This is a genomic window from Pseudomonas brassicacearum subsp. neoaurantiaca, from assembly GCF_013608025.1.
GTDB lineage: Bacteria > Pseudomonadota > Gammaproteobacteria > Pseudomonadales > Pseudomonadaceae > Aquipseudomonas.
The window spans coordinates 6,152-10,909 of record NZ_VDLV01000040.1 but is presented as its reverse complement, the minus strand read 5'-3'; the positions used below and the strand labels follow the sequence as shown (position 1 = coordinate 10,909).

The window sequence follows — 4,758 nt, the reverse complement described above, 5'->3', positions numbered from 1 at the left end:
CAATGAACTGGAAACCGTGCTCAACCTCGACCAGCACCTGAAGAAACGCATCATCGGCCAGGACCATGCCTTGCAGATGATCGCCAAGCGCATCCAGACCTCCCGCGCCGGCCTCGACAACCCGAGCAAGCCGATTGGCGTGTTCATGCTCGCCGGCACCTCCGGCGTGGGCAAGACCGAAACCGCCCTGGCCCTGGCCGAAGCCATGTACGGCGGCGAGCAGAACGTCATCACCATCAACATGAGCGAGTTCCAGGAAGCCCACACCGTATCGACCCTCAAGGGCGCGCCACCGGGCTACATTGGCTACGGCGAAGGCGGCGTGCTGACCGAAGCCGTGCGGCGCAAACCGTACAGCGTGGTGCTGTTGGACGAGGTGGAAAAAGCCCACCCGGACGTGCATGAAATCTTCTTCCAGGTGTTCGACAAAGGCGTGATGGAGGACGGCGAAGGCCGGGTGATCGACTTCAAGAACACCTTGATCCTGCTGACCACCAACGCCGGCACCGAGCTGATTGCCCAGGTCTGCAAGGACCCGCAGAACGTGCCCGAGCCGGAAGAGATCGCCAAGGCCTTGCGCCAGCCGCTGCTGGAGATTTTCCCGCCGGCCTTGCTCGGCCGTCTGGTGACGATTCCGTACTACCCACTCAGCGACGAGATGCTCAAGGCAATCACCCGCCTGCAACTCAACCGCATCAAGAAGCGCGTGGAGAGCACCCACAAAGTCGCCTTCGACTACGACGACGCGGTGATCGACCTGATCGTCTCGCGCTGCACCGAAACCGAAAGCGGCGGGCGCATGATCGACACCATCCTGACCAACAGCCTGCTACCGGACATGAGCCGTGAGTTCCTCACCCGCATGCTTGAAGGCAAGGCCATGGCCGGCGTGCGGATCAGCGCGGTGGACAACGAGCTGAAGTACGATTTCAGCGACGCGGCCTGACTCGAAGGAACACCGTCTAACCCTGTGGGAGCGAGCTTGCTCGCGATAGCGCAGTCACATTCAACATCCATGTTGACTGACACGCCGCCATCGCGAGCAAGCTCGCTCCCACAGTTGTTCCGGTGTCGTCAGGCAATCAGCAGGCAACCATTATCACGATGAGATAACCGATGCTATTCAACCAAGCCTCCCGCCTGGCCAAGATCACCAGCCCCCTCGGACCCGAGGTACTGCTGCTCAAGGACATGGGCGGCGGCGAAGAGCTGGGGCGGCTGTTTAACTATGAGTTGCAGCTGCACTCGCTGGACAACGCCATCGACCTCAACCAACTGCTCGGCAAACCGATGTGCGTGAGCCTGCAGTTGGACGGCGGCGGCGAACGGCATTTCCATGGCATCGTCGCCCGCTGCAGCCAGAACGTCGACCAGGGCCAGTTCGCCAGTTACCAGGTCACCCTGCGACCATGGCTATGGCTGCTGACCCGCACTTCCGATTGCCGGATTTTCCAGAACCTGACCATCCCGCAGATCATCAAGCAGGTGTTCCGCGACCTGGGCTTTTCCGATTTCGAAGACGCCCTGAGCCATCCGTATCGCGAGTGGGAATACTGCGTGCAGTACCGCGAAACGAGTTTCGATTTCGTCAGTCGTCTGATGGAGCAGGAAGGCATCTACTATTTCTTCCGCCATGAACAGGGCCGCCATGTGCTGGTGATGGCCGACGCCTATGGCGCTCATACCCGTGCGCCCGGCTATGCGTCGGTGCCCTACTACCCGAAGAATGAGCAACAGCGCGAGCGCGACCACATCCACGACTGGCACCTGGCCCAGGAAGTCCAACCGGGTTCGCTTGAGCTCAACGACTACGATTTCCAACGGCCCAGCGCGCGCATCGATGTGCGCTCGGCCATGCCCCGCCCGCACACCGCTGGCAACTATCCGCTCTACGATTACCCCGGCACCTACGTGCAAAGTACCGACGGCGAGCACTACGCCCGCACCCGCATCGAGGCCTTGCAGACCTTGCACGAACAGGTCGAGCTGGCGGGTAACGCCCGAGGCCTGGGTTCGGGGCATCTGTTCAGCCTCACAGGCTTCAGCCGCAAGGACCAGAACCGCGAATACCTGATCGTCGGTGCGCGTTACTACCTGTCCCAGGAAAGCGGCGAGAGCGGCGTTGGCGCGCCTTCGGCGCAATTTGAAAGCAGCCTGACCTGCATCGACGCCCAACAGAGCTTTCGCCCGATGGCGATCACCCACCGCCCCATCGTCAAGGGGCCGCAGACGGCGCTGGTGGTCGGCCCCAAGGGCGAGGAAATCTGGACCGATCAGTTCGGCCGAGTGAAGGTGCATTTCTACTGGGACCGTCACGACCAATCCAACGAAAACAGCTCGTGCTGGATTCGTGTGTCGCAGGCTTGGGCCGGCAAGAATTGGGGCTCGGTGCAGATCCCGCGTATCGGCCAGGAAGTGATCGTCAGCTTCCTCGAAGGCGACCCCGACCGGCCGATCATCACCGGCCGTGTGTATAACGCCGAGCAAACCGTCCCTTATGCGCTGCCCGCCAATGCCACGCAGAGCGGCACCAAAAGCCGTTCGAGCAAGGGCGGTACGCCGGCGAACTTCAACGAAATCCGCATGGAAGACAAGAAAGGCGCCGAGCAGTTGTACATCCACGCCGAGCGCAACCAGGACATCGTGGTCGAGGTGGATGAAAGCCATTCGGTGGGCCACGACCGCAACAAAAGCATCGGCCACAACGAAACCGTACGGATTGGCCAAGACCGGCTGCGGGCCGTGCAGCGCAACGATGCTTTGCTCGTCGGCGGAACCAAGAGCGACAGCATCAGCACCCAATACCTCGTGGAGGCGGGTTCGCAGATTCGACTGGTATGCGGCAAGAGCGTGCTGGAGTTCAACGCCAGCGGCGAGATCAACATCTCGGGCACCGCGTTCAATATCTATGCGAGTGGCAATGGCAACATCGACACGGGCGGCCGCCTGGACCTCAACTCCGGTGGTGCCAGCGAAGTGGATGCAAAAGGCAAGGGCATCAAGGGCGTTATCGATGCGGCGGTAAAAGCGTTGTTCCCGGCGAAGGCCAAACCATGAAGTCCACGGCCGGAACACCCCTAACCTGACGGCAACGCTGCTGACTTAAAAAAACGAAGATCCCCGTGGCGAGGGAGCTCGCTCCTGCTGGGCTGCGTAGCAGCCCCTTTTGTGAGCGCTTCGCACTCAAGCGGGAGCAAGCTCCCTCGCCACGGGTCCACCGATAGCCCCGAATACAGTACTAGTCGCTCAATGATTGACCGGCACGAAGTCAGGGCCGCCCAGCTTATCCCGGACGACCAAGGCGGTGCGCATCAGTGGCCCCCACAAGCCGTTCTGGCTGTTCCAAGTGCCGCCCGCCCACCGCGTGTCCTGCACCAGCTCAGCCTTGTTGAGCTCAAGCTGGCGCTGAAGAGCCAACGCCACGGCGCCCATGTCGATCTCGAACAGGTCGGCATAAAGCCCCTCGGGTTGTGCCTGCTTTTTGCTCAGGCAAAACCGGTAATACCAGACCCACACCGCAGCGACATATATCGCCCGATTGCGGTCAGGGTAGGTCGCGAGGATCTTGAGCAAAGCCGCCACGAAGCGCCCGGGAAACTGACTGTCGTGAGTCTGTTGCCAGTAACGCAGCACCAGCTGATCGAATGCCGCGACGACGTTCTGCGGTTCTGCATTGTCATTCCTGGCTTCTTGAAAATAGAACGGCTCGCCAACGAGAAATCTATCCAACGCGTCATTGGCCAGGGCCAGCTGCAATACGTTGTCCAAGGAAGCAAATTTCACTCGCTCGTAAGCCGGTATTGACCGGGCTGCGTCCATGCGACTCGCAAGTACTTGCCGCTCAGCAATTGCTCGTCGCGAAGGTATTCGAACACTTCGGAAGGGCACCATTCCTTGCCCGCGGAAAAGGCCACGCCCAATGAACGGAGTTCATCGAACACCTTGGCCTTTTGCTTGTTGTCCGCAACCTGCAGAACGTAGATATCTTTCTCTGCCGCATTCGAAAATCCAATGGTCCGCAAAGGCGAATCCAAGGCGTTATCGATGACTTGAACACGAATCACGTCACCGTCCGCTTTTTCCACGTACGCCTTCAACACATCATTAATCACTGACAAATACCTCGGTTAAAGTAGTAATACCGTCCGCATCCTTGGTTGGAATCGATTCGACAACCATTTCTGGAGCTCCACCTGGCAAGTGTTTGCCTGGTCCCAGGAAATATTGGTTCCCCTCCATCGGGCTTCTGGGCATGCGCCCCACGACATCATCGACCTGCCTGATCTTGAATCCGCCTTTAAGCGCATCTTTTTCCAAACCAAAGGCGCGCTCCAGTTCTGCAGCTTTTTTACCACTGATGGTGATCTTGGAACGGCCCGAAAAATTCCCGATAACGTCGGTGATGCCTTTCTTGTCAGAAACAAAAGTACCGGCCCGGCCAATCGTAGGGTATGTATCCCATGCCGTCGGGCTAATGTTGAATCCTCGATTGTCCTTGAGCATCTGCTCCTGTCGCTGACGAGCCAGGATTGTTCGCTCGGCCGCCGTCATGGGCTTACGGGCCAGCTTCGGACCAGCACCGAGCAGGGCCATGCCTGCCACGCCTTGGAACAAGTCCCGATAGCCGGGGCCGAGACGGTCGCCCAAATCACCCAGCAACTCCATGCCGGCGTACAGCGCACCACCGACGGCGAGGGCGCCGAAGAAAGCGGCAGCGCCGGCAAAAGCCGCGAGCAACAAGGCTCCGCCCGCTGCCGC

The 4,758-nt window shown here is 59.9% G+C and carries 4 protein-coding genes and 1 pseudogene; 2 read left to right on the top strand and 3 right to left on the bottom strand.

The window, feature by feature from the left end; translation table 11 throughout:
- Both FHK92_RS20290 and FHK92_RS20285 read left to right on the top strand, forming a co-directional pair.
- On the top strand, positions 1 to 946 hold a 946-nt coding region (locus tag FHK92_RS20290; protein ID WP_181289634.1), incomplete at its 5' end, for an AAA family ATPase.
- A gap of 170 nt (positions 947 to 1,116) precedes the next feature.
- Positions 1,117 to 3,057 carry a type VI secretion system Vgr family protein gene (locus FHK92_RS20285; protein ID WP_181289633.1) on the top strand — a complete coding sequence of 647 codons (1,941 nt, stop codon included), beginning with the start codon at positions 1,117 to 1,119 and terminating at the stop codon, positions 3,055 to 3,057.
- A gap of 189 nt (positions 3,058 to 3,246) precedes the next feature.
- On the opposite strand, the gene FHK92_RS20280 is transcribed toward FHK92_RS20285, so the two are convergent.
- The 3 genes and pseudogenes from FHK92_RS20280 to FHK92_RS28025 form a co-directional block, all read right to left on the bottom strand.
- Entirely contained in the window at positions 3,247 to 3,783 is a 537-nt protein-coding gene (locus FHK92_RS20280; RefSeq protein ID WP_309109612.1) for a hypothetical protein, read from the bottom strand.
- Entirely contained in the window at positions 3,780 to 4,112 is a 333-nt protein-coding gene (locus FHK92_RS20275) for a hypothetical protein (protein WP_181289631.1), read from the bottom strand. The genes FHK92_RS20280 and FHK92_RS20275 overlap by 4 nt, the downstream gene beginning before the upstream one ends.
- Positions 4,105 to 4,758, bottom strand: a pseudogene (locus FHK92_RS28025) (hypothetical protein); the annotation flags it as partial. The gene FHK92_RS20275 and the pseudogene FHK92_RS28025, both read right to left, overlap by 8 nt.